Consider the following 23867-nt stretch of genomic DNA (forward strand, 5'->3'; position numbering starts at 1 on the left):
CGCCTAATAACGATAAACCCCCATCCTTCGAAAGAAGGGTGGGGGTTTTTTCGTTTCTGCTAGGCAATAATTTATTCTTCATCATGCCAGTGAAGTCCTAATCATCAATCAGTCGGGGCTTTGTTGTTTCTAGGCTAAGCTATTTAAAATAGGCAAAAGCTTAGCGTCAATACACCTGCAAATATCAGCCCGTTATTCCCCGGTTTTACGCGTTACAAATACACACTTCCTGTCCATATCCGGTATTTTACGTGCAGAATCTGTGCGCAACGTAATCCTAAGCAATTCAACAAATAACAAACTAATCCATGAAGGGTATGAACTTGATATCGAATCTGCCAGAAAGCACTTCGCTCAAGTTACAGGATAAATCGCTCCACAACATTATTCAGGTATCCACGGTCTTTCAGATAGTGAAGGCATTTTATTTTATTGCCTTGTTCAATAGTCTTTAGCACCAGTCAGCATTATTCAAGGTTACGATGGCTATATAACCGAAAGTGGCTTACGAACTGTGTTTGTTGATATGTTAGAAGAGAAGAAAAAAGAAGAAGATGATATGGGTTGATATATATTTAATGATAGCTCTGTGAAAAAGTTAGTAATATAAAACAAATGATGGCATAACATTTTAGGTTTAAACTTTCTATCCGGGGAAATAGTGTGTTTATAGAGGTATTTTATCAGGCACAAGGTAATTTCTGCTCTAACTTCTGTGAAAAGCTTTGTGATTTTTAACTGCCATCCACCTTCAATCCAAATATTTTGCAGTTGCGAGTACAAATATCGAAACTCAGTAGTCTATTCGTCCTCCGACTCTTCCTGAAAAAAGGAGTGAGCATATATGGTTGTTAATGCTTTCATTGAGCGCCAATTTACCGAAAACTAACTATTAATTATGGTAACCAATCGTCAGTGAGCCATATTTACTGATATTTTTTTGGTCTTCAAATTGTTCATTACCGCGATGCGTTGAGAAAACAAAAGTCCAGTTATTGTACATTACAGAGAATCCCACACTGGCCAAAGCTTGTTCATGTTTCATGTCTACAGAATGGCTGTCAGAAAATGTATTACCGTTTAGTGAAATATCGTTAAATACGTAACTGGCGTATACGGAAGCAAATAATTGCCAATAGAATTGGTTTTTTATTGTGTTTGTTAATGGGGTGGAAGTTCGACTACTGACTGGAGTAATAGCAGCGTAAGTTTGCTCTAATAGATTACCTACTCGAAATGTTAACCCCGTTCCGATATCACTGCGTAAATTACCGACACCAGCTTCACTATATGAGCTACTATCAAAGCTAATGGTGTCGGTAAACTGAGACACGTAAAAACGTTCAATATGTTCTGCATCTATGCGAAAAACTAACTCGTTATTTATCTGGTTATCCCAACCTTCAGGGGGCGTTGCGCCGATTAACTCGTGAATCACTGTTTGGCTCTGCTCTGCCAGTGATGCTGGACCTGCCACACCTAAAGTCAAACCTAAACTATTAGCTCGGTTATTTGCAAAATTACGAATTTTAGTGTGCCATAACAAAGTGCCTGCGTAAGGGCGGTCATCCTCAATGAGTTCAGACTCTTCAATTTTGTCTGGGGTGTAAATCGCTTGTGAGATACCAAACTCAATTGAATACTGATTATTATCTCCTTGATCAATAAACGTCCAATCACTGATAAAATGGAGCCAATCAGGCATATCAATAGCAGTAAAACTGTCGTAGGGAGAACGCCCCCACGAATAAGAGATGCCATTACTGTAACCATCGTCACTTGTATTAGTGACACCCATTGCATCATTTTCAAAAGAAAATTGATACCAATGTAAAGGTGGAGAATCGTCATTTGCCATGCAGTTACTAGCAAACAAAAGGGCCGATGAAATCATTAAGTGCAGTGTGATTTGGCGAAAATTAAGTTGATTATACATATTTAATCTAATGCTACTGAATGAAGGGGAATAATAGATAAGATTATCATAATATTGCAGATGAAAAGAATGACGGGGTCTTGCTTTTTGCTAGCCAATAAAAACTTGATCTTAATTTGAAATTTACAGGAAAGGGATTAGCTATTCAGGCTTTCTTATACCAATCCACTTAATATTGTGTTCTATTTTCAGAAGTTTGGCGAATTGAATGCCAGTTCAGGTTTATGAGCGGGTAAGCTCTGCGAACCCTGGTTCTTCAGTCGCGCCAGTCATATTGCGCGCTTTAAGCCGTACTTCCGAATATTAAAACAGATCAATTAGTTTTGCGGATTGGTATTACGGTCTTTATGGGAAATTACCTGGGCTGATTGTGAAGCTGGGGGCTGTTTAATAGGTTGGATAAATTGCTTATGATTTATTGGCGATGACATTTTAGAAATAATTATGCCACCCCCTTTTTTTAGAAAAGCGGATGAAAGTTACCATCATAACCAAGGAACCTTTCAGCTTAAACGGTAAAGGCCAAATTATTTTTGCCGCCAACCTTAAAAAAATTTATTTTACCTTCATATAGTGAATTGACAACTTACGTTTAAAGGAAAATGTTGTGGGTTGACAATAAAGTTGCCGGCCCACGAATAGATGTTTTAGCGCCTAATGTGGTTGTTCTTGATAGCTATCTTTATTGTTATCTAACCATTCTTCCAGCCCATCAATTGTTCCAAAAAAGAGGCACTGCTTATCCATGTCCATAATATTCCAAGTTTCATTGGCTGTATCGTACATAGAAAAAACTTTATTTTTACTGTGGTCCATTCTAACCTCTTGTTATTAAATAGTTAAATTATTGGTTTGTTAAATAAAATCTGAGCGACTCTGTTGCTTTTACACTCGTATTTATTTTTCGCCTCGCTAATCAACAGCTCATTGGTTGCTTAATTGCGAACTAATTGCAGCAGGAAAGCATAGATCTGGCATTTACCTGTAGAGAAAGAAAGCGCTTACTTGTTGGTTGTATGTTAATGGAAAGTTGTGGGAAATAACATGGGAACAATGAAATTATTATTAAAAATGTGCTGGCCGCTTGCTTTTTATAAATATTGACCAATATATGATGCCGCTTTTATTTGATGTTTAGTTCTTTAAAAAACGTAATGAGATTACGTCTTACCTGTGTATTTTTAATTTTTCAAATTAATATCGCTTGCGAAGGTGCGTTAGAGACGAAAGCGATCAGGCAATATTCCAGCTATAAATTCAAATAAGCAACAAATAAAGCAAACAGTCAGTTTAAGCTGTTACTGCTGCCCCTTTTAGTTGCGGGGCTCAGACCATTAACTCAAACCTTAATAATGCAATACAGATGTATTACTGATTATGATCTATTGAACTGCTTTGGCGTGTAGCAAGATTAAGTCTTTACCCGCAATATGAACTGGCTTGCTGTTTAACAATCCCAATTTTGTTAAAATCATTATTATTAGGTAGGCTGCGCATCTGTATTGGTAAGAATACAATCCGATATTCAATTAGGAATATATAGTGCATGATATCTCGATAAAGGAACACCAATTGGATGGTGAAGTCCGGGCAAGCGTTTTAGCTTTGAACTTTATATAGCAAGGAAAAATGCAGATGAGTATACGTTTTAAGTTAATGCTATTGATCTCTTTGCTATTTGTAGCCGGGATTGGCAATGCAGTTTTCACTTTTCAATTGGAATCTCATCAAAAGGAAAAGGTGCAATGGATACTGCATACCCATCAAGTCATAAATAATACAGAAAAACTATTAAGTAGCATAAAGGATGCAGAAACAGGGCAGAGGGGGTTTTTACTTACAAAAACAAACGCTTATTTAAAACCTTATTATACAGGTGTGCTTGACGCGAAAAAGTATTTCAAAGTATTAAAAGCGTTGACTGCAGATAATCAGATACAGCAAAGACGTTTGGATTTAATCAAAAGGTCTATGGAATTTAAATTTACGGAATTAGCTGTCACTATTGAATTAGTACAGAAAAATAATGGTGATGACAGTGAGGCTCTTGCGCTAGTAATGCAGAACAAGGGCAAAAAACATATGGATGATATAAGAAGCCTCTTAAGTGACTTTAATCATACAGAAGCCGTTTTGTTGGAACAAAGAAATAGTCACTTCAGAGAACATAGTGCCCAGATAACGACTTTTATAATCGTTGAGATAATCTTTTTTCTTTTATTGGCATTTATAACCATCCTATTTTTAAATAGAAATTTATTTACCCCGCTAGAGTTTTTAGTTTCAAATATACACAAAATGGAAAGTGGCAAAAAGCTCGATATTAAAGCTGTTACGGCAAATGATGAAATGGGATATTTGCTTTCTATATTTTTTAATATGCATAAAAAAATATATGAAAGAACCAAGCTGTTAACTTATAAAGCTCACCATGATGAGCTTACAGGGTTAAAGAATCGGACAAATATGTATGATGAAATTCAAAACTCTATTAATAACTTAAAAGAGCTGGACAGTAAATGTGCTGTTTTCTTCTTAGATTTGAATAAGTTTAAGCAACTGAATGACACTTTAGGACATGATGCCGGTGATCTAATACTGATAGAGACGGCTACTCGTCTTAAAAGCTCTGTACGTGGTGATGATACTCTGTTCCGTGTAGGGGGGGATGAGTTTGTTATCCTGATAAAAGATGTAAAAGCGGTTTCAGACATTCAAAATATTGCCGTCAATATCTTAAATGCATTCGCACCTGTGATTATGATTCAAGGGCAAGCGATAGAAATATCGCTTAGTATCGGTATTGCTATTTCCCCTGATGACACAAAAAGTAGCGAAGAAATTATTAAATTTTCAGATGTTGCAATGTATGAGGCTAAGCGCGATAAAGATACTAACTATAAATTTTTTGACAGAGGCATGTTGAAACGCTTTAGTGATACTTAGCTGTGAAAATAATTGTAATTTAGAAGTCGCTGTGCGGAGCTGGCGGCTTAGCTTGGAATTTATATTGTGAAAAATAGTCGCCTTTAAGCTTGTCGGATTAAAGGCGAAATATCCTGTGTAGATCCACATCTAAACAACTACAAACAATCCTAGATAATTAGCTTCAATCTTAATCTAACGTAATGCAAGATCTTTCAGCGAATGGAAAATAGGCATATTGGGATGTCGAGTATCTTCATAACTGCACTTTCCTTTTTATCTTAATCTCCCGCAGCACTTCGATTCACATTCATTCAGTGTTATATTTGCCTAATTGGATTTTGCTATCACTTTTTCATTGGACTTGCTATGAAACATCAACAAGCTGTTTATTTACAAGAGATGGGGATCACCCGTTGGCAAGTCCGTAAACCCGGTTTATTTGGTAATTTCCGCGAAAAAGAAGCTGTCGATTTAAGCCGTTACTCATTACTGGTATTAAGCTCTGAAGCTGAATTTTCTAATCCGTTAATGAGTAAGATTTTAAAGGCGTTTAAGTTTGCAGTTGATGATGTTTATAATTGTTCAATGGCTGAATTTGAAGATCTGCAAGGTCCGTTACCTGAATATATCTGGTCAACGATTGGACCAATTAATCAGCCGTTTGGTCATAAGTTATTAACCTCTCCACCTTTATCTCAACTTGAAAATAACCCTAAAGAGAAAAAAGCTTTATGGGAGCAGTTTTGTGCCTTTAACTAATCATAAATCACTACAAATATTACCTATGGGGCTTGCTGATATTGAAAGCGTTTATCAGCTTGAGTCGCAGTGTCATAGCCATCCATGGTCAAAAAAACTTTTTTTAAGTAACTTTGGCAAGCGTTATTTTAATCATGTGTTATTAGAAAACGATCAAGTGATAGGTTACTTTGTCGCTAGCTCAGTTGCTGGTGAAGTGACCTTGATGAATATCGCTATTTCACCAGAAAAACAGGGTGAAGGGTTAGGGCGACATCTGCTGCAGTTTTTAAAAGAGTTTTCACTGAGTAATAGCGAGCAGGAAATCTGGTTAGAGGTGCGTGCTTCTAATCGTGCCGCATTGGCGCTGTACAATAAATTGGGGTTTGTTGAGGTAGACAGACGTCGGGCTTATTATCCGTGTGAAAAGGGCCGTGAAGATGCGATTATTATGTGTTGTTATCTATAACTCGCGCTTGCTTCTTGAACTTGCATAAAACGGCTTATCAGTAAGCCGTTTAAAAAATATATTACAGTTGGAATTAAAAGATGATATCTAAAAATCAGTTAAAACTTATTCATGCCCTTGAGCAGAAAAAACAGCGAAAAAAACATGGTCTGTTTTTAGTGCAGGGTGAAAAGAATGTTGCTGAGCTGTTCAATTCCGGTTTTATAGTAAAGCAACTCTTTGCAACATCCGCTTATATTAATAAAAACAGTGCAGTGCTTGCGAGCAAAGGACTGGTGGGTATTACTGTTGAAGCTACAGAAGAAGAATTAAAAAAAGCAGGGACTTTGGTTTCTAATAACAGTGTGCTGGCCGTGGTTGAATGTAAAACGACTGAACTACCATCTATTCGCGGTAATGAGCTGATCTTAGTGTTAGATCAAGTGGGTGATCCGGGAAACTTAGGCACAATTATTCGTGTTGCTGACTGGTATGGTATTGAGCAGATTGTCTGTAGTCCGGATTGTGCCGATTTTTATAATCCGAAAGTGATTGCTGCGACTATGGGCTCGTTTGCGCGTGTGCAGATTAGCCATACGAATTTAACGGAATATTTAAGCCAGCAGACAAAACCAATTTATGGCGCGTTTTTAGAGGGTGAAGACATTCATAAAACTAAGCTTAGTAATAGTGCATTTATCGTAATGGGCAGTGAATCACATGGTATTTCTAATGATGTGGCGAAATTCATTACCGATAAAATTACCATTCCTAGCTTTGGTCAGGCTGAATCATTAAATGTAGCGATGGCGACGGGTATTATTTTAGATAATTTTAAGCGTTGAGTAGCCGCTTTTATATCGCTTAGAGATAAAATCCCCATCCCCCGTTAAATTCAGGTCAGGCTGAATCATTAAATGTAGCGATGGCGACGGGTATTATTTTAGATAATTTTAAGCGTTAATTACAATTTAGCTTTCGTTCCCTCTGCTGCGTGGGAACTTTCCTTTAACACACCTCTACAGCCCTTACACAAGTATTTAGCTCCCTTTAATACCTTATTATGGCGACGTATCGTTAGTTGATGTGTCGTGCATAAACATTGATAGCTAAACTGTCTGCCTATCACATCACTGATATCTAGTGAGTGAGTCGTGTTTGCCGGGCAGTTAAAGACATTGTGCATAACATGTTGCCACTCTTTACCGTGCGGGCGAACCTTGCCATATTGCTGAAAAACGATTAAATGTGCTACTTCATGTGCTACAACTTGATTTAGGAATTCATCTCGGTTTTGCTTAAAGAGTGTGGCATTAAACTTGATGATATTGCGCTGCAGATGAGCTGTGCCTGCACTTTTACCACGTTGATTAAAAAGGTAATCGGGACGTTTAAAAGCACGATCAAAAAAGCACTCGGCCAAAATGAAACAATCTTCACCTTTGACTTGGAGTGCTTTTTTATCTTCGCTATTAAGCATGCTCAGTTGTAAGTAAAACTAAAACGCAGCCGCTTTTAGCTCTTCAACTTTATCCAGCGCTTCCCAAGGGAACTCTTCACGACCAAAGTGACCGTAAGCTGCTGTTGATTGGTAAATAGGCTGGATCAGATCTAACATTTCGATTAAACCGTAAGGGCGCAGATCGAAATGTTCACGTATTAATTGAACGATTAAATCCTTTTGCACTTTTTCCGTGCCGAATGTTTCAACACCGATTGATGTAGGCTCTGCCACACCGATTGCGTAAGATACTTGGATCTCACAACGATCTGCAAGGCCGGCTGCTACAATGTTTTTTGCTACGTAACGGGCTGCATAGGCTGCACTACGGTCAACTTTTGAAGGATCTTTACCAGAGAAGGCACCACCACCGTGACGTGCTGTACCGCCGTATGTATCAACAATGATTTTACGGCCAGTTAAACCACAATCGCCCATTGGACCGCCGATAACAAAACGGCCTGTCGGGTTAACGAAGTATTTAGTGCGTTCTGTCAGTAATTCTGCTGGTAATACCGGTTTGATAATCTCTTCCATTACCGCTTCAATTAAATCATCTTGTTTAATATCTTCAGAATGTTGCGTTGAAAGTACAACTGCATCAATACCAACAATTTTACCTTGATCGTATGCAAAAGTTACTTGGCTTTTTGCATCAGGGCGTAACCAAGGCAGGATTTTCTTTTTACGCATATCAGCTTGACGTTTTACCAGGCGATGTGCGTAAGTAATTGGCGCAGGCATGAAAACATCTGTTTCATTGGTTGCATAACCAAACATTAAACCTTGATCACCAGCACCTTGTGCGTGTGGATCGCTTCGGTCAACACCTTGATTAATATCAGGAGACTGTTTACCAATGGTATTCAATACAGCACACGAGTCGGCATCAAAGCCCATCTCTGAACTGGTGTAACCGATATTGCGCACTGTTTCACGAGTGATCTCTTCGATATCAACCCATGCATCAGTAGTGATTTCACCACCAACCATTACCATGCCGGTTTTTACATAAGTCTCACAAGCAACACGTGCTTTTTTATCTTGTTTTAAAATTGCATCAAGCACCGCATCAGAGATTTGATCGGCGATTTTATCTGGATGACCTTCAGATACTGACTCTGAAGTAAATAAGTCACGTGACATGTGAGCTCCTGAAATAATATTAGCTTAAATTTATTTAGATGTTTTTACATCTAGACGTCTATCTTACATTTTTTTGTGATGGAAAACACCCTATTATTTACTTGTAAAAGAGTTTAGGAATTATTTGTTGTAAATTCGCATAGATAAAGAGCCGTATATTTTTAATAAATAAGTGTATTACTTTTTATAAAACAAGTTAAAAATTTAAGATATACTTGAGCCGCTTTAAATCTCTGGTTTCATCAACCGCTCTTCTGATTATTGTATTGAGTTTTATTATGTTATTGCTGATTCGTTTAAAGACGTTGTTAAAAACGTTTGTTTCATTTATTAATAATCTTCCCCGCAAACACTTTTTTGCATTAATTCTTTTATTTGTTTTTTTACTGGTGATCTCATTTATCCCCAGTCAAGAGTTAAGCAAAAAAACAATTAAACGCCAATTAGTGCTCCCTGCAGCTGTCGTTACGCCTGATGATTATGCAATGGCAGAGCCTATTTCTGCAGTTAAAGAGGAATATGGAAAAGTATTTCCTGATTTTTCTGGAAACCGGGAAGTGCAGATTGAAATTAAAGCGGGCGATACATTAAGCGGTATTTTTCAAAAAGAAGGCTTGTCAGCGGCGTTATTGCAAGAGCTGTTAGAAGTGGATAAACAATATCTTCGTTTAGGTAATTTGCTACCAGAACAACAAGTTAAGCTATTAATTAACCCTGAAAATAAATTACTCGCTTTAAAAGTGGTTATCGACCTTGCCAACACCTTAACTTTCACCCTAAAAGATGGTGAATATGTTTCTTTATTAGAAACCAAAAAAGGTGAGTGGCGTAATAGCTTATTTCAAGGCAGTATTACTGGCAGTTTTTATATTAATGCCAAACAATCTGGTCTATCAGCAGGGCAGATTCAACAGATTTCAGGTGCTCTGCATGAGAAGTTTGATTTTAATCGTCAACTTCGGCCCGGGGATACCTTCCACGCTTTAGTTTCTAAGCAGTATATTGATGGTCAATACAGTTTTGATAGTGAAGTGTTAGCTGTCTTGATTAAAACACGTCGACAAAACTATACGGCATTTCTGCATGAAGATGGACGTTATTATGCTCAAGATGGTCTGGGTTTAAATAAAGCTTACCGACGCTCTCCACTTAATCGAAAATACCGTATCAGCTCCCGTTTTAATCCTAGGAGATTACATCCGGTAACTAAAAAAATTCGCCCGCATAATGGTACTGATTTTGCTACACCTACGGGGACAAAAGTCTATTCTGTTGGTGATGGTCTTGTTGTTCGTGCAGGTTATCACCCTGCTGCGGGCAACTATATTGTTATTAAACATGGGCGAAAATACACCACACGTTTTTTACATCTAAGCAAAATTTATGTTCGTAAAGGGCAGCGCATTAAGATGGGACACTTAATTGGCAAAACAGGTAATACGGGGCGCTCTACTGGACCGCACCTGCATTATGAGTTCCATGTTTACAATCGCCCTGTAAATGCGATGAAAGTGAGTTTGCCTCTTTCTAAAGAGGTGCCTAAAAAACAGAAAAAAGTATTTGATAAACGACGTGATCTTTTCTTGAAAGAGATGGGGCAAGAGTCAATTTAAATAACAAATAACAAATAACAGAGAAAATTTTCACATAATTACAATAACTAACGTATTGTTAATTGTGTAAAGATAGCTATATTATTATCAAGTGTTTTGAGTACCTTTTAAGTTAATTAGGATAGTTATATGTTGTTAAAAAGTGATGCATATGATGCTTGCATCGGTTATTTTGCTGATAATTTAGATCTTTTTGAAGGGCAAAACGGATCTGAACAGGGAGATTTGATTTCGGATATCGTTTCCGATCAAGTTGCTGATATGTTGTTATGTTTTTGCCAGCAACAACCGCAGTTAAGTCATGAAACCCGACTGACTGTTATCGCTGAAGGTGATAAATTAGTTGATGATATCGAGCAGATATTAGGCCGATTATGGGATAAACCGGCAACTAGCTCGCAAATTGACTTTATAAAAGAGTACTTCTTATTGCTTAAAAACAGTTTAGATTCTCAAGTCCCTGCAATTTATTAGTTTTTATCACTACTCAAGTAGTTCGGGTAATAGATACAAAAAAACCAATACAGCTTCTGTTGTATTGGTTTTTTATTGTTTTTTGTATTTGTTACGCCAGTGTGTGGTGTAGGTGTACAACCTCAAGTAGTTGATCTTCTCGTTCAAAACGACCTTCCATAATTTGACCTAATTCAGATAAGTCGCGATCAAAATCAAGCAGTGCTTTATCGCTTGCTGATTCTGCATATTTATCATTAAAGTTGAGCGCAGTATCTGTGGTTGTGGTGATACGAGAATAGAGCTCTTGCGCAATTTTTAAGTTGTTTTCGCCATCTAACTTACATTGTAAAATAATCTGTTCGTAAACTTCAAAATGCCCTGTAGAAGCATAGTCGAGCAAAATTTGGCAGAATTTAGTGATTTTCTTTTGAGCTGGTAAGCTGCGAGTTTCTTGTTGGTAAGGTGGTAAACCTGCTAGTTCACAATATAAAACCACTAACTCTTGGCGCTCTTCTAACCAGTTATCAATAACTAAAAGCGTGCCACCCCATTCTTCTTTTGCTTGTTCTAATTTGGTTAGCATATCACTTCCTTTTAAGTAGACTTCAATTTTGCTTTAAGTCAAAACTAAAGAAAATACGACTTATCGTCAACTTGAATTTGAATATCAGGATAATCTTACTGTATAACTGTGAACTAATACCCATCCCCGCAATTAAAGCGACAGATGTTTAAATCTCGATGGTGGGTGATATTTAAATTATTTGTCGTTGATGTATTTATTTTTTAAGGGCCAGTTAGTTAAGGAGGTTAGATGAAATCAGAAGTTCAGAACATTAACAGTCAAGAAAATGCCTGGTGGTTTATTGTGGCTAAAGGGCAAATTGTATTACAACCACAAGGTGATTTTGTTCCCTACGGCAACCTTGATGATTTACCTTTTTCCGTATCGTTAGTCAGCAATAAAATAAAAATTGGTGAATACCAAGCTAGTCCCTGTTATCTGCTGCAATTGTCTGAACAACTTGACGTTGGTTTAGGGGAGTATTCGAGTCTGCGTTTTTTATTAGGACGAGTCGATGATGCTTTATTTGATATGGCAGGGCGTGCTTTTCAAATTTCGCTGTTTTACCAAACACACCAGTATTGCGGGCAATGCGGTAAAAAGATGCATTTTATTGATTGGGAAATAGCGATGAAGTGCTATCACTGTCAGCACCGCTGTTATCCGCGTGTTTCACCCTGTACTATTGTTGGCATTCGTAAAGATAAACAGATTTTGCTGGCGTTACATCAACGTCACAAAAAAGATAACCGGCCTGTTTTTACAACACTTGCGGGGTTTGTGGAAGCGGGGGAAACATTAGAAAATTGCGTAGAGCGGGAAGTTTATGAAGAGTCGGGCATTAAGATTAAAAATATTCAATATGTCACGAGTCAACCCTGGCCATTCCCGCACTCTTTGATGATGGGGTATACCGCTGAGTATAAATCGGGGAAGATTAATATTGATCCAAAAGAGCTTTGCTCTGCGGCATGGTATGAGATAGATAACCTGCCTGTTTTACCCAATCCCGGTACATTAGCGCGAAAACTAATCGACAAACTAATAACCCAATGTAGTTAGTTAGCGTTAGAAAAATTAAGATGTAAAGAAATATGTTAAAAGTGGTAGCATAGTTGCAACATATTTGAAGAGATTAACCGCCAAATTTTATAATGGAATAAAAGAAGTATGACTGAATTAAAAAATGATCGTTATATTCGCGCATTATTAAAACAACAGGTAGATAAAACCCCTGTATGGATGATGCGTCAAGCTGGTCGATATTTACCTGAATATAAAGCAACGCGCGCGCAGGCTGGGGACTTTATGTCTTTATGTCGTAATGCGGATCTTGCTTGTGAGGTGACATTGCAACCGCTGCGCCGATTTGATCTTGATGCGGCAATCTTATTTTCTGATATTTTAACTGTACCGGATGCAATGGGGCTTGGACTTTATTTTGCAGAGGGGGAAGGGCCTAAGTTTACACGTCCTATTAGCTGTAAAAAAGATGTTGATAATTTAATCATGCCCGATCCGGAAGGTGAGTTGCAGTATGTAATGAATGCGGTGCGTACTATTCGTCGTGAGTTAAAAGGTGAGGTGCCACTGATTGGTTTCTCCGGTAGTCCATGGACATTGGCGACCTATATGGTTGAAGGTGGCAGTTCAAAAGCTTTCACTAAAATTAAAAAAATGGCATTTGCGGATCCGAAAATATTACATGCCCTGCTTGATAAGCTGGCAGATTCCGTTATTGATTATTTAAATGCACAAATTGCAGCTGGTGCACAATCTGTAATGGTGTTTGATACTTGGGGAGGCGTTTTATCTCCTCGGGACTACAAAGATTTCTCGCTGCAATATATGGCTAAAATTGTTGATGGGCTGCTGCGAACCTATGACGGTAAAAAAATTCCGGTAACGTTATTCACCAAAAATGGCGGGCAGTGGTTGGAGTCGATTGCTGATACGGGCTGTGATGCTATTGGTCTTGACTGGACGATTGATATGGCTAGCGCGAAAGCGCGTGTTGGCTCTCGTGTTGCACTGCAGGGTAATATGGACCCTTCTATGTTATATGCATCTCCAGAGCGGATCCGTGAAGAAGTAGCGACGATTTTACAAAGTTTCGGCAAAGGAACAGGTCATGTATTTAATTTAGGGCACGGCATTCATCTGGATGTTCCACCTGAAAATGCAAAAGTATTTATTGATGCGGTTCATGAATTAAGTGCGCCATACCACTTATAATTTTTATTTTACTACTTATTGTTCAATCTGCCAGCCCACAAAACCATGCCTAATGCATGGTTTTGTGTTTCTGGGAAGATAAGCTTAAAGGCAACTGTTTGTTGGAGATTTGTTGATAATTTGCTGTTTTTTACTATGCTCAGTTACGATCTTTTTTAATAAATAGTTAGGAGCGTTTATGTCTGAAAATCATACTGTAACGATCCTTCTGCAATATTTTTTTATCTTGATTAGCTGTTATTTTATTTATATCAATATACCACTATCGCTATTTGAGCATACCTTTGCTTATAAAGAGATTAAGCAGATCGAAATGCTATTCTTATTTGTGTTTAGCACTATTTTTTGGGGATTCCAGCTGTTTTCTTTGCAGAGTCAAGTTCGACAAAATAAGCGCGATGACCTTCATCAGTTAAAAATAACTGAAGCACTAATTCAAAACTCCAGTAATGTACTTTTTCATTTAAATAGTAAAGGTGCTGTTACTTTTATTTCTGCAATGAGTGAAGCTGTTTTAGGGTATAACCAAGCTGAGCTATTATCCCGCCCCTTTTCTTCGCTATTTTATGATATTCGTCACTTTGATGATATTTGTGAGCAACTTAAAAGTGCAAGTGAAGCGCCTCGTTATCTGAGAAGCAAACTTATCCGTAAAAACGGCTCCATTATTTGGGCGGAGATCCGTACTATTGTTAATGAAAAAAAAGAAGGGGCAGAATTGCAGGGCTGCATTCAGGATATTAGTGAGCAGCAAGCTATGCTTACCTGTTTGCAGGGTGAAGAGCAAATTTTGAATGATATTGTCGATCATATTCCCTATATTATTTTCGTTAAAAATAATAAAAATGAAATTGTATTGGTCAATAAATTTTTGTGTAATTTATTGGGGATAAATATCGATGAATTGAAAAGAGATAGCCGTAATAAGCTCTTGAGTTGTGATTCACTCGAAGCCCTGCAAGATAGTGCGTTTGAAAAGTGGAATCATGGAGAGCATAAGAAAGAGATTGTCGATCAATTTGGTGAAACACATGAATTTGAATTTTCACAAATAAAAATTGCAAACAAAATGGATGACGGGTTAGTGCTTACCATTGGTAAAACCACCTCATCTTCGGATCGGCGGGCTGAAACTGTTGAATATTTTTTACAGTATGATTCATTAACTGGGCTTTTAAATCGAAACGTATTTATTAACCAGTTAGAGAAACGTTTAACTACAGAGCAAGGGCATGAGTCGCTTGCTGTTTGCGTGCTTGATTTATACGACTTCAAACGCATTAATGATACGCTTGGCCATGATATAGGGGATCAAGCTTTAAAATATACAGCACAAAGAATAAGTATGATGGGTGAGCAGCTTAGTTTACTGTGTCGTTATAACGGTGATGAGTTTGCTTTTATATTAAATGATATCAACTCGATAAAATCGCTTAATCTACTTATTAAGCGCCTGCACTCTTTTTTTGAGCACCCCCTGCAGTTACAAGGAGTGGAGCTAAAACTTGCGGTCAATATCGGTATTGTACTCAGTCCAAATGACGGCTTAAGCACTGACATATTATTAAAAAAACTAGATATTGCTTTGCATGTAGCAAAATCCTCCTCATCCACACAAACTCAAATCTATTCTGGTGAACTTGAAGAATCATTGCATGCAAATATGCGTATTGAAAAATATTTATCGAAAGCATTAACAAATTCCGAGTTGAGCCTTGCATATCAGCCATTTGTAAGTAATAAAGGGGAACGATTAATTGGTGCTGAGGTTTTATTGCGCTGGTATAACGATCAGTTAGGGCAAGTCAGCCCGGAACAGTTTATCCCAGTTGCAGAGCAAACGGGTGAAATTGTGAGTATCGGCAGCTGGATAATAAATCAGGCATGTTTGCAGTTGCGAACATGGCAAAAAAGATTTGGTAGTGATTTTTATCTTGCCGTTAATGTATCCCCTAGACAATTTTTATACGGAGATCTTGTCAATGTTATTGATAAAGCCCTTACCGTTACGGGTATTAATCCCTCATCATTAGAGATTGAAATTACCGAAGGATTGCTGCTTGGTAATCAAGAATCGGTGCTTGAAACCATGCAGAAATTAGTTAAACGGGGAGTTCGTTTATCATTAGATGATTTTGGCACTGGCTACTCATCATTAAACTATCTTAAAAAATTTCCATTTGCTTGTTTAAAAATAGATCGGGCATTTATTTCTGATTTGAATAAAGATCAACAAGATGAAGCATTGGTTGTTGCGATCACTGAAATGGCACATGCATTAAAACTTTCTGTTGTTGCTGAAGGTGTTGAGAAAATAGAGCAGTTAACGCGCTTACAGGCATTAGACGTTGATATCATTCAGGGATATTACTTTTCAAAGCCGCTTTCTGATATTGACTTTGAGAATTGGTCTGAGCAAAGGGAAAGTGTCGAGTTGGCTCATTTATTAATCTAAACTTGAGAAACAGCAAGCTGAGTAATTTCTATAAAGCTCCTTTAATAAACTCGAATTTATTCCTTTTTTCACTAAGTAATCCAGTACTTCCAGCCTGAAAAATCCTTTTCTGCACAATCTGTTCAACTGCTTTGCAGGTAAATATATTATTTTATTCAATAAAACAGCTCAAATTGCCGTCGTTTTCGGGTAGAATACCCGCCCAAGTTCAAAGAAATTGTATTTTATGAGTGAAAAAAACCAATTATGGTTTTTGCTTATTGATTCATTAACGAGGAATGTGGAAGAAAATGGAAAATAGCCGACCGATTAAACGAGCGCTGCTAAGTGTTTCTGATAAAACAGGTATTGTGGAATTTGCCCGAGAGTTGACTGAGAAAGGCGTGCAAATTCTTTCTACCGGTGGTACTTGTAAGTTACTTGCTGATAACGGTATTAAAGTAACTGAAGTATCTGATTACACTGGTTTTCCTGAAATGATGGATGGACGTGTGAAAACGTTACACCCTAAAATTCATGGCGGTATTCTTGCTCGTCGCGGTATTGATGAAGCGATTATGTCAGATAACGGCATTGAAGCTATCGATATGGTAGTTGTTAATCTTTATCCATTTGCAGAAACAGTCGCTCGTCCAGATTGTTCTTTAGAAGATGCAATTGAAAACATCGATATCGGTGGACCGACAATGGTTCGTGCTGCAGCGAAAAATCATAAAGATGTCGCAATCGTTGTTAACTCAAGTGATTACTCGCGTATTCTTGATGAAATGAAAGAAAATGACGGTAGCTTGGTTTACAAAACACGTTTCGACCTGGCTATTGCCGCTTATGAGCACACTGCACAATATGACGGCATGATCGCTAACTACTTCGGTACTATGGTACCAAGTTACGGTGAAAACAGCGAAGGTGATGCTGAGTCTAAATTCCCGCGCACATTCAATATGCAGTTCGAGAAAAAGCAAGATATGCGTTACGGTGAGAACAGCCACCAGGCAGCAGCTTTTTATGTTGAAGGTGATGTACAGGAAGCATCTGTTGCAACGGCAACACAGCTTCAAGGAAAAGCTCTTTCCTACAACAACATTGCAGATACAGATGCCGCTCTTGAGTGTGTTAAAGAGTTTGCAGAGCCGGCTTGTGTAATTGTTAAACATGCGAACCCTTGTGGAGTTGCATTAGGCGGTAACATTCTTGACGCTTATGAAGGTGCTTATAAAACAGATCCTACATCTGCATTTGGCGGCATTATTGCATTCAACCGAGAGCTTGATGCTGATACGGCTGAAGCAATTGTGTCTCGTCAATTTGTTGAAGTAATTATTGCTCCTAAAGTAAGCTCAGAAGCGGCGCAAATTGTTGCTGCTAAGAAAAACTTACGTTTATTAGAGTGTGGCGAATGGGCAAATAAAACATCTGAGTTTGATATCAAACGCGTAAATGGTGGTTTATTAGTACAAGATCGCGACCAAGGCATGGTTGATTTAGAAGATCTTAAAGTTGTTTCTAAACGCCAACCAACGGCGGCAGAATTAAAAGATCTGCTATTTAGCTGGAAAGTCGCTAAATTTGTTAAATCAAATGCAATTGTTTATGTTAAAAACTGTTCAACTGTTGGTGTCGGCGCAGGTCAAATGAGCCGTGTTTACAGTGCCAAGGTAGCAGGTATTAAAGCTGCTGATGAAAACCTGGTGGTTGAAGATTCTGTTATGTCATCTGATGCATTCTTCCCGTTCCGTGACGGTATTGATGCTGCCGCTGATGCGGGTATTAGCTGCGTTATCCAGCCCGGCGGTTCAATGCGAGATGATGAAGTTATTGCCGCTGCCGACGAACACGGCATGGCAATGGTCTTTACCGGCATGCGTCATTTCCGCCACTAATCACCACTGAATAAATAAAAAGGAGCCAAGGCTCCTTTTTTGCTATTAAAGAAACAAAGAAATAAACAAATTAAGTCTAAAGGAATTTTTATGAATGTTTTAATTATAGGTAGCGGCGGTCGTGAACATGCACTTGCATGGAAAGTTGCACAAAATGAACAAGTAAAAAATATCTTTGTTGCACCGGGTAATGCCGGCAGCGCACTTGAAGCAAAAGTTAAAAATGTGAATATCGCTGTTGAAGATATCGAGGCATTAGTGGCTTTTGCCAAAGATAACAACGTTGAACTAACGATTGTCGGTCCTGAAGCGCCATTGGTTATCGGTGTGGTAGATGCATTCCAGGAAGCGGGTCTTGCTTGTTTTGGCCCAACTAAAGGTGCGGCACAATTAGAAGGCTCTAAAGCTTTCACTAAAGACTTTCTAGCGCGTCATGATATTCCGACGGCTTGGTACCAAAACTTCACTGAAATTGAGCCGGCTCTTGCCTATGTTCGTGAAAAAGGTGCGCCAATTGTAATTAAGGCTGATGGCCTGGCTGCTGGTAAAGGTGTGATCGTTGCGATGACCTTACAAGAAGCTGAAGATGCTATTCAGGATATGCTTGCGGGAAATGCATTTGGTGAAGCGGGACATCGTGTTGTTGTTGAAGAGTTCCTAGATGGTGAAGAAGCTTCATTTATCGTAATGGTTGATGGTGAAAATGTTGTGCCAATGGCAACCAGTCAAGATCATAAACGTGTAGGTGATGGTGATACCGGTCCAAATACTGGTGGTATGGGCGCTTATTCTCCTGCACCTGTGGTTACTCCTGAAATGCATCAACGTGTAATGGATTTAGTGATTAATCCTACAGTTAAAGGAATGGCTGCTGAAGGTAATACTTACACAGGTTTCCTATATGCAGGCCTTATGATTATGGCAGATGGTACACCTAAAGTAATCGAATATAACTGTCGTTTTGGTGATCCGGAAACGCAACCTATCATGTTACGCATGAAGTCAGATATCGTGACTCTTTGTTTAGCGGGCGTAAATGGCGAACTTGCTGATATGACTGCTGAGTTCGATGAGCGTGCTGCAATTGGTGTGGTATTAGCTGCTGGTGGTTACCCTGCTGATTATAAAAAAGGCTTACAGATTTCAGGTCTGCCAACTGCTGAAACTGAAGGTTTGAAAATATTCCATGCGGGCACAACAGAAGTTGACGGTAAAGTTGTAACTAATGGTGGTCGTGTACTTTGTGCAACGGCATTAGGTAATACAGTAACTGAAGCGCAACAAAATGCGTATCAATTAGCCAAACAAATTAGTTGGGATGGTATGTTCTATCGTAACGATATTGCTTACCGTGCCATTGCTCGTGAGCAAAATAAGTAAAGCAAATAGTTTATTCGTTTGTTAGCTAAGAAAAATCCGATGAGTAAAAATCATCGGATTTTTTGTTTTCAGATTGATCGGGAATAGTTAAAGTTCAACAACCAGATCCGAATAGGCTTTGGAACTGCAACTTAGTACATAACCTTGTGCTATTTGTTCGGCTGTTAACGTCGCCTGGCTAGTTGTTTCAATTTCACCTGTTACCTTACATTTACAAGCCCCGCAAACACCGGAACGACAAGCACCTATTACTGGCACTCCAGCGGCTTCTAAGGCATCAAGCAGGCTTTGGTTTTCTGCAACCTTAAAGCTTTTGCCATATTGAGGTGCTACTGCTTGATAACTAACGCCGGATGCAACAAGCTCCTTACTATTATCCAAGGCCACAAAACTTTCTTTATGGAATAGATCCATATCAAAGCCACTCTGCTCAGCTAAAAGCTCAACAGCTTGCATATATGGCGCAGGACCGCAGGTAAAGATTGTTCTGCCGCGGTTATCGGGGATTAATTTCTCAAAAAGTGGCGCGTCTAATATGCCTTGCATATCATCTGTATTGTTAGTCTGTTCTAAAATTCGAGTTAAACGGAAGTTATCATATTGCTCGTTCAGTGCTATCAGACTATTAGCCATAATCACATCATCCTCACTACGGGCACTATAGATAAAGTGAATATTAACTGCTTGCTTGGTATCTAATAACCAACGTGCCATCGACATACAGGGGGTGATGCCACTGCCCGCACTCATTAATAACAGCTCAGACGTTGTTGGGTTATCTTGTAGGGTAAATACACCTGCAGGTGCCATCGCAGGCAGCGCTATGCCTGCCTGCAGGTGATCTAATAAATAATTAGATACCTTACCTCCCAGAACTCGTTTAATGGTGACTGCAACAGACTCTGGTTGAGATGGAGTCGATGATAAGGAATAGGCGCGGTATTCAAGTTCACCAGCAACATCTACTTCAAAGGTTAAAAATTGTCCTGCTTTGTATTCAAACAGACCATCGTCTAGTTTTTTAAACTCAAAGGTGGCGCTATCTGCTGTTTCATCAATACGCTTGATACAGACTAGAGGCTCAAATGTGCTTGATTCTGTTTGCATAAATATCTCTTTTATTACTCGCTGAAGTATCTGATTAATCCGCTAGGGGTTAATCAGATAAGTTATTATTAAAATTTATTTAGCTAACATGGTTTCTAAATCAGACTCAACATCAGTAATTAAAGTCAGACCAAACTGTTGGTTAAGCACATTTAGCAGGTTGTCTGTTAAAAATGCCGGTTTACTTGGTCCAACGCGAATATTTTTAACACCTAGTGATAATAATGTTAATAATACAACAATCGCTTTTTGTTCAAACCAGCTCAAAACTAAGCTCAAAGGCAGATCGTTTACCCCGCACTCGAACTCTTCTGCCAGTGCCAGTGCTAATTGAATTGCAGAGTAAGAGTCATTGCATTGACCAACATCTAACAGACGGGGAATGCCGTTGATCTCACCAAAGTTGAGTTTGTTAAATTTAAATTTGCCGCACGCTAAGGTCAGGATCAGGCAATCTTGTGGAATGGCTTTGGTAAGATCTGTGTAGTAACTGCGCTCTTCTTTATCACCATCACAACCGCCGACTAAAAAGAAATGACGAATGTTACCCGCTTTCACCTGTTCAATAACGGCAGGAGCCGCATTCATTAAAGCGTTACGACCAAAACCAACGGTGATCTCATGCGGTATCTCTGAATATTTGAAACCTTCCATCGCTTGTGCACACTTGATTACTTCGCTGAAATCATTACCTTCAATATGAGCAACACCCGGCCAGCCGACGATGCTGCGGGTAAATATTCGATCTGCATAGTCGCCTACATTTGGATCAATCAGGCAGTTGGAGGTCATTACAATTGGGCCAGGAAAAGAAGCAAACTCTTTCTGCTGGTTTTGCCATGCACTGCCGTAGTTCGCAACAAGGTGAGTGTATTTTTTTAGTTCAGGGTAACCATGAGCAGGTAACATTTCACCATTAGTATAAACATTGATGCCAGTGCCTTCTGTCTGCTTGAGGATCATTTCAAGATCACAAAGATCGTGACCGGAAACTAAAATCGCCTTACCGGCAACTGATTTAACATTCACTTGACTAGGCTGCGGGTGACCGAATTTAGTTGTTTCACCTAAATCTAACATCTCCATTATTTTATAGTTGAGCGTACCAATTGCCATGCTTGTTTCAAGTAACTCAGCAAGGTCATCAGAATCTGTCGCCAGCCAGGCAAAAATCTGGTGAAACTCTGCGCTGACCTGTTCATCTGTTTGCCCGAGGATATAAGCATGTTCCATATAGGCTGCTGCGCCTTTAAGGCCATATAAACAAAGCAGACGTAGACCCATGATATCTTCATTAACCAGCTCTTTACCTCTATTTACTGCAACGCTACTCGCCTGAGATAATAATCCAAGATGATCGTTTGCCAACTCAAATTTAGCGGCCGCACTTGGCTCAACTGGTTGTTGACCTGCAAGTAGACAGGCAACTTCATATTTTTGTTTTAATTGATCGCGATAGCTCTGCGCCAGACGAGCATAACCAACAATACGATCTGCTTCAAAATTAACATTGGTGAGTGTGGCAAAAAAGGCTTTAGGGACAAACGCATCGATTTCTGCATTGATAATGTCAAACTCGCGTGCTTTTTCGGCATAAAAAGAGGTGCCTTGTAACGCATAGATCAGCACATCCTGCAGATCTGAAACCTCCTCTGTTTTACCACACATGCCCTGAGAGTAAGAGCAACCATCACCCGCAGGTGTTCGAATCGTTTGTTCACATTGAATACAAAACATAAATAACCTTTTTAATATAAATAAGTTAAATAACAATAAATAATAACCATATGTTACATAAGGTTATGAGTATGTTAAATTGAAAGTGAAAATACCACAGTAAACTGGTCTGGTATTGATCTGAGATAGGTTTTAAATAAATAGAGAAAATAGCGCGGTTATTCGCTGTGTAGTGACAATTACTTGTATTTAGGTTTGTGTCGTTCGAATTCTATTGAACTGTTTTAATACCATTCTAGGTAAGTAAATGGTCAATTTAGGCGTAGGGAAATTAATCATATCAAGGCATAAGTTGCAGTAAATGGTTGTTCCCTTTACAAAACTTATAACACAGAGATGGTTGATTTTAACCAGCATAAAAGATCAGATATTTATCTAGAATGGTATAAGGGCTGGATCTAACTGAAAAGCTGTTAATAAAGTAACAATGATTTGAGATAAACCTGGAGGTGGTTTGGATATATTATTAGTTATACTAAGAAAATCAGATGTGTGGAAGCTGTGTGTGAAGGGAGAAAGGGTGAAACAAGAGTTTCACCCAATATAATATTCTGTTAAAACAGATCCAAGTAATAATTACTTGGATAGTAATTATTTGTTAACAGATTCTTTAAGTGCTTTACCAGCTACAAAAGCAGGAACGTTAGCTGCTTTGATTTGAATATCTTCGCCAGTTTGTGGATTACGGCCTGTACGTGCTGCACGGTGACTTACTTTAAAAGTACCAAAACCGATTAATTGTACGGGTTCACCATCTTTCAGGCTATCTGTTACGCTAGCAAGAATTTGTTCTAAAGCAGCTTTAGCCTGAACTTTTGTTAAGTCCGCTTTTTCAGCAATATCAGCAACAAGTTGAGTTTTGTTCATCTTTGTATTTCCATTGTTATAGTTAGTTAGAATAGGCGTTTACCTGACAATAACGAATGTATTGCAAGTCGCCAGCCGAAGTAAAGACTAATACCTGTAAAATTCTGATATATTACTTTTAATTGTCTTTACTGTGTTAAAAATCACAAAATCATAGAAAATTTAGTCAGTTAAAGCGATACCGAGATTAGTTACGCCAAAGTCTACAACCAATTGACGGATAGCTTTTATTAACTCAGGGCTACGTTGATTGTCCAATTTTTCTAATAATGATTGTTGAAATTTTAACTGTTCTTGAAAAAGTGGCTCATCCTGTAGTGCGCTTTCATCAATTTCATTGCCACTTTGTAACTCAATAAAACTGGCGATAGTAGCAAATGCGGTTTGGCTGGCATTGAGCGCTTCATCCGTGGATTTACTTAAAAATGAATTGAAAGCACAACTCATAATAACGCAGTGATCGATAGCTGGGTAAACGCCGTAAAAATCAAAGTCACGCGAGTTTGGAATTATCTCTTCGAAATGCTCTTGCTGGATAGTGAAATTAATCTTGGCCCCTTTTACAGTCATTTTTTCCCAAAATAGCTGATTAATATTATCGATGGTTTGCCCATCTTCACTCTCGATCGCTTCACAAAAAAGATGGAAATGTAAAATAGTATGTTGTGCAAGAGCCATGCAAAAAACACTTTGCTGCCATGACTGTAAGTGTTTTAACTGGTCGTTAATCGGTAATAAAAGCATACATTTCCTAGTACAGTAATAAAGATATGGCTGAAGCTTATAGTAAGCAGAATAAAAGTCCTGCTTTTTTTATTAAATAAGGTTGGAAATTAACCCATACCCTGTTTTTCAATTTTTTGCCGCTTAAG

Annotated in this window: 20 protein-coding genes; 11 read left to right on the top strand and 9 right to left on the bottom strand. The window is 38.5% G+C overall.

Annotated elements, in window-relative coordinates:
• Window positions 1-892: 892 nt before the first annotated feature.
• Window positions 893-1936, bottom strand: a complete 1044-nt coding sequence (locus AC4GME_RS01960) for a lipid A deacylase LpxR family protein (RefSeq protein WP_490378945.1) — start codon at window positions 1934-1936, stop codon at window positions 893-895.
• 654 nt (window positions 1937-2590) lie between these two features.
• The gene (locus AC4GME_RS01965) at window positions 2591-2752 is read right to left on the bottom strand and encodes a hypothetical protein (protein WP_490378946.1); all 162 of its coding nucleotides are present in this window, start codon (window positions 2750-2752) and stop codon (window positions 2591-2593) included.
• Between the two features lie 819 nt (window positions 2753-3571).
• On the opposite strand from AC4GME_RS01965, the gene AC4GME_RS01970 reads away from it, so the two are divergent.
• The 4 genes from AC4GME_RS01970 (at window position 3572) to AC4GME_RS01985 (ending at window position 6895) form a co-directional block, all read left to right on the top strand.
• Window positions 3572-4882: a CHASE3 domain-containing protein gene (locus tag AC4GME_RS01970; protein WP_490378947.1), complete on the top strand. Its 1311-nt coding sequence runs from the start codon at window positions 3572-3574 to the stop codon at window positions 4880-4882.
• Between the two features lie 348 nt (window positions 4883-5230).
• Window positions 5231-5623 carry a DNA polymerase III subunit psi gene (locus tag AC4GME_RS01975; RefSeq protein ID WP_490378948.1) on the top strand — a complete coding sequence of 131 codons (393 nt, stop codon included), beginning with the start codon at window positions 5231-5233 and terminating at the stop codon, window positions 5621-5623.
• Window positions 5610-6071, top strand: a complete 462-nt coding sequence (gene rimI, locus AC4GME_RS01980) for a ribosomal protein S18-alanine N-acetyltransferase (protein WP_490378949.1) — start codon at window positions 5610-5612, stop codon at window positions 6069-6071. Before AC4GME_RS01975 ends, rimI begins: the two co-directional genes overlap by 14 nt.
• A gap of 80 nt (window positions 6072-6151) precedes the next feature.
• A complete protein-coding gene (locus tag AC4GME_RS01985; protein ID WP_490378950.1) occupies window positions 6152-6895 on the top strand; it encodes a TrmH family RNA methyltransferase in 744 nt (247 codons plus the stop codon).
• 119 nt (window positions 6896-7014) lie between these two features.
• Here the strand turns inward: AC4GME_RS01985 and AC4GME_RS01990 are convergent, their stop codons facing one another.
• Both AC4GME_RS01990 and metK read right to left on the bottom strand, forming a co-directional pair.
• A complete protein-coding gene (locus AC4GME_RS01990; protein ID WP_490378951.1) occupies window positions 7015-7530 on the bottom strand; it encodes a SprT family zinc-dependent metalloprotease in 516 nt (171 codons plus the stop codon).
• 18 nt (window positions 7531-7548) lie between these two features.
• The gene (gene metK / locus AC4GME_RS01995; RefSeq protein WP_490378952.1) at window positions 7549-8697 is read right to left on the bottom strand and encodes a methionine adenosyltransferase; all 1149 of its coding nucleotides are present in this window, start codon (window positions 8695-8697) and stop codon (window positions 7549-7551) included.
• Window positions 8698-8975: 278 nt separating this feature from the next.
• On the opposite strand from metK, the gene AC4GME_RS02000 reads away from it, so the two are divergent.
• Complete coding sequence (locus AC4GME_RS02000) at window positions 8976-10310, top strand: peptidoglycan DD-metalloendopeptidase family protein (protein WP_490377909.1); 1335 nt, start codon at window positions 8976-8978, stop codon at window positions 10308-10310.
• A 129-nt stretch (window positions 10311-10439) separates the two neighbouring features.
• Window positions 10440-10784, top strand: a complete 345-nt coding sequence (locus tag AC4GME_RS02005) for a DUF3802 family protein (RefSeq protein WP_490377908.1) — start codon at window positions 10440-10442, stop codon at window positions 10782-10784.
• Window positions 10785-10875: 91 nt separating this feature from the next.
• Here AC4GME_RS02005 and rsd read toward each other — a convergent pair whose 3' ends face one another.
• Window positions 10876-11349 carry a sigma D regulator gene (gene rsd / locus AC4GME_RS02010; protein ID WP_490377907.1) on the bottom strand — a complete coding sequence of 158 codons (474 nt, stop codon included), beginning with the start codon at window positions 11347-11349 and terminating at the stop codon, window positions 10876-10878.
• A 231-nt stretch (window positions 11350-11580) separates the two neighbouring features.
• Between rsd and nudC the strand changes: the two genes are divergently transcribed.
• The 5 genes from nudC (at window position 11581) to purD (ending at window position 19284) form a co-directional block, all read left to right on the top strand.
• The gene (nudC, locus tag AC4GME_RS02015) at window positions 11581-12393 is read left to right on the top strand and encodes an NAD(+) diphosphatase (RefSeq protein WP_490377906.1); all 813 of its coding nucleotides are present in this window, start codon (window positions 11581-11583) and stop codon (window positions 12391-12393) included.
• Window positions 12394-12501: 108 nt separating this feature from the next.
• Window positions 12502-13566, top strand: a complete 1065-nt coding sequence (gene hemE / locus AC4GME_RS02020) for a uroporphyrinogen decarboxylase (RefSeq protein WP_490377905.1) — start codon at window positions 12502-12504, stop codon at window positions 13564-13566.
• 178 nt (window positions 13567-13744) lie between these two features.
• A complete protein-coding gene (locus AC4GME_RS02025; protein ID WP_490378953.1) occupies window positions 13745-16021 on the top strand; it encodes a sensor domain-containing protein in 2277 nt (758 codons plus the stop codon).
• 290 nt (window positions 16022-16311) lie between these two features.
• Window positions 16312-17904, top strand: coding sequence for a bifunctional phosphoribosylaminoimidazolecarboxamide formyltransferase/IMP cyclohydrolase (gene purH / locus AC4GME_RS02030; protein ID WP_490378954.1), 1593 nt, complete (start codon window positions 16312-16314; stop codon window positions 17902-17904).
• A gap of 90 nt (window positions 17905-17994) precedes the next feature.
• Entirely contained in the window at window positions 17995-19284 is a 1290-nt protein-coding gene (gene purD / locus AC4GME_RS02035) for a phosphoribosylamine--glycine ligase (protein WP_490378955.1), read from the top strand.
• Between the two features lie 87 nt (window positions 19285-19371).
• On the opposite strand, the gene AC4GME_RS02040 is transcribed toward purD, so the two are convergent.
• The 4 genes from AC4GME_RS02040 to AC4GME_RS02055 form a co-directional block, all read right to left on the bottom strand.
• A complete protein-coding gene (locus AC4GME_RS02040; protein ID WP_490378097.1) occupies window positions 19372-20391 on the bottom strand; it encodes an FAD-binding oxidoreductase in 1020 nt (339 codons plus the stop codon).
• Between the two features lie 75 nt (window positions 20392-20466).
• On the bottom strand, window positions 20467-22128 hold the full coding sequence (gene hcp / locus AC4GME_RS02045) for a hydroxylamine reductase (RefSeq protein ID WP_490378096.1): 1662 nt from the start codon (window positions 22126-22128) through the stop codon (window positions 20467-20469).
• 591 nt (window positions 22129-22719) lie between these two features.
• Entirely contained in the window at window positions 22720-22995 is a 276-nt protein-coding gene (locus AC4GME_RS02050) for an HU family DNA-binding protein (protein WP_490378095.1), read from the bottom strand.
• Between the two features lie 162 nt (window positions 22996-23157).
• Window positions 23158-23739 (bottom strand): YjaG family protein, encoded by a 582-nt coding sequence (locus AC4GME_RS02055; protein ID WP_490378094.1) that lies wholly within the window; start codon window positions 23737-23739, stop codon window positions 23158-23160.
• Between the last annotated feature and the right edge of the window lie 128 nt (window positions 23740-23867).

The organism is Psychromonas sp., from assembly GCF_983033635.1.